Raw genomic sequence first — 382 nt, 5'->3', positions numbered from 1 at the left:
CCGTCGCCCAACCGGATAACGTCAGATCATGGCTCATATCCATCAACCGTGCCTCCTGAAAGCGACCTTCTACCGGCACAATCACCACTTTTACGCCAACCTGCGCCATATCCGCCTGAATCAGTTCGGCAGTTTTCAGTGGACTGGGGTTCCACGCCTGCGAACGTGTGGGCACCCACAGTTTCAGCGTTAAATTTTCCAGCCCCAACGACTTCAACTGTTCGCGCGATTTCGCCGGATTGTATTCAGTAATTTTAGCCTCGTTGTCATAGGCCCACGAGGCGCGCGGTAAAATAGAGGCCGCCGTTTCAGCCGTACCATAATAGATGGATTGCATCAGGCGCTGGTTATTAATCGCCAGTGCCAGCGCATGGCGGACAGC

General features: G+C 54.2%; 1 protein-coding gene. It reads right to left on the bottom strand.

The window, feature by feature from the left end; translation table 11 throughout:
- On the bottom strand, positions 1-382 hold a 382-nt coding region (locus FN960_RS23580), incomplete at both ends, for an ABC transporter substrate-binding protein (protein WP_260682096.1).

This window comes from Alkalicoccobacillus porphyridii (assembly GCF_007293315.1).
Classification (GTDB): Bacteria; Bacillota; Bacilli; order Bacillales; family Bacillaceae_D; genus Alkalicoccobacillus; species Alkalicoccobacillus porphyridii.
Note: the sequence above shows the minus strand (reverse complement) of the source record. Positions and strands in the feature narration are given on the sequence as shown.